This is a genomic window from Pseudomonas sp. MF08875, from assembly GCF_059862525.1.
Genome location: NZ_JCBCUW010000109.1, coordinates 1 through 2,378, shown reverse-complemented (window position 1 = coordinate 2,378; position 2,378 = coordinate 1). Strand labels below are relative to the sequence as shown.

Sequence of the window (2,378 nt, the reverse complement as noted above, 5' to 3'; positions counted from 1 at the left end):
TCTGGCACGGCCGCGCCAACGTGCGCAGTGCCCGCGCCGGAACACGCTTTGAGCTGTTGCACGCGCCTTGGGTCCACACGGCGCACCTGCGCGGGCAGGAGCACTTCCTCTTCACCCAGGTGCACAGTTACGGCATCAACAACCTGGAAAGCGGCGCAGCGCTGTTGGATGCCGACCTAACAACGCGCCTGCAACTCGACCACCTCGACCCCCAGGTGCTGGCCGAAGCCCAGCGCAGCGGCTTTGCCCAGCAGTTCAACGCCGTGGGGCACAACCAACCGTGGCGCCCGACCCTGGCCGATGGCACCGGCCAGCGCCTCAACCCGGTGGCCACCGCCCACGGCCCACAAACGGCCATCGTCGTCGGCGCCGACGGGCAAACCACGGCGGGCAGCGGCAGCCCCTTGCATTGCGATGCCATGGGCCGGGTGCGGGTGCGCTTCCATTGGCAGGCCGAAGACGACCGTGGCGCCTGCTGGGTGCGGGTCGGCCAAGCCTTGGCGGGCCAGGGGTTCGGCGCGCAGTTCTTGCCCCGTATCGGCCAGGAAGTGCTGGTGCACTTCATCAACGGCGACATCGACCGGCCGATCATTTTCAAGGCCCTGTACAACGGCCGCGGCGAAGGCGGCGTGGCCCCCACACCGGGCGGCGCCCCCGGGCAAAGCAACCTGGCGGTGTATGCCAAAGCCAACGACCAACGCCCCAGCGCCGAAGCCAACCTCGCCGGGGGCAACAGCCCGGCGTGGCACGGCGGTGGCGGCGGCGGTGAAACACAGCACCGCAACGCCGCGGCGCTGTCGGGCTTCAAGACCCAAGGCTTCGATGGCCAAGGCCATAACCAACTGGTCTTCGACGACAGCGACCAACAAGGCCGCATCCAGATGGCCACCACCCAAGCCCACAGCCAACTCAACCTCGGCCACCTGATCCACCAGGCCGGCAACTACCGGGGCAGTTTTCGCGGGCAGGGGTTTGAACTGCGCACCGACGCCTACGGGGCGGTGCGCGCCGCCAAAGGCTTGCTGCTCAGCACCTACGCCATCGAGCCGCACACCCCGGCAGGCGATGCCAGCGCCGCGCAAGCGCTGCTGCAACAACAACGCGACCTCGCCGAGCGCTTCGACCTGGCCGCGCAGATCCACCACACCGTGCCCCTGGCCAGCCACCGCGGCGTACACCAGGCCCAACTCAGCGCGCTGATCGCCGACCAAGCACCGCTCCAGGCCCTGCACACGAGCCTCAGCGCCACCGTCACCGGCGAGCAACTCGCCCAGGCCAGCGCCGACGCCCTCACGCGCGACAGCCACCACCCCATCCCCCACAGCGCCGACCCCTTGCTCACCCTCAGCGCCCGCGACAGCATCGCCAAAATCGCCGGCCAATCACTGCAATGGACCGCCGCGCAAACCCTCACCCTGGGCAGCGGCGCCGACACCCACCTGGCCACCGGCCAAACCCTGCGCCTGCACAGCGGCCAAGCCATCGGCGCCCTGGCCGGCGCGCAACAGGCCGACGGCATCGGCCTGGCCCTGATCGCCAGCGCCGGGGCGGTGGACATCCAGGCGCAACAGAGCGACATCCACCTCAGCGCCCAAAACGACCTGAAGATCATCTCGATCGAGGCCGAGGCACAAATGGCCGCCGGCACCACCCTGCACCTGGCCGTGGAGGGCGGCGCCAGCCTGACCCTGGAAGGCGGCAACATCACCTTCGCCTGCCCGGGCAGCATCAAGGTGCATGCCGGCAAACGCCGATTCAACGGCCCGATACAGCAGTACTTCCCCCTGCCCCCATTCCCGCGCAACCCCCTGCCCGAGGTCGCGGCCACATTTGATTTGCGGCTGATGGACACCGCAGGGACAAAGGGGGCAGACATGCCCAACACGCCTTGGCGCATCGTCCAGGCCGACAGCTTGGCAGGCGCACTGATTGCCCGTGACACGCTGCTGCAAGGCCAAAGTAACGATCAGGGCAAGGTCGAGTTGACCGACGAACAAAACGAAACGCTCAAAACCCACTACGACCAAGCCCCCCATCAATGCTGGTTGGTTTACGCCGATCAGGCGCGGGAGGTCGCTTTGGATGTCGACAAGGGCAACTGGGGTGATTTGCAAAACCTGTTCAACGCCATGGACGCCATGGGCTACAGCGACCGCCCGTTTGAGGTCGGCGCTGAACACGCAGATGAGCGCCACGCCAGCCTGGCACGCAAGGACGCCCGCACCGGTAGCCCTCAGACGCTGATAGACACACTCAAGGACAAGTGAAATGAGCCTTCCTGAAAACTGCCTGGTACGGCGCACGGTGCTTCAAATCGTCGATTGCGAGGGCAAGCCCTACCGGGCGTTCGCAACAGAACCCCTTTGGACGCTCACACG

The 2,378-nt window shown here is 67.1% G+C and carries 1 protein-coding gene; it reads left to right on the top strand.

The features are described 5' to 3' along the window. The coding region (locus AC19YT_RS28105; RefSeq protein ID WP_500611372.1) for a type VI secretion system Vgr family protein at positions 1–2,267 on the top strand (2,267 nt) is incomplete at its 5' end. Between the last annotated feature and the right edge of the window lie 111 nt (positions 2,268–2,378).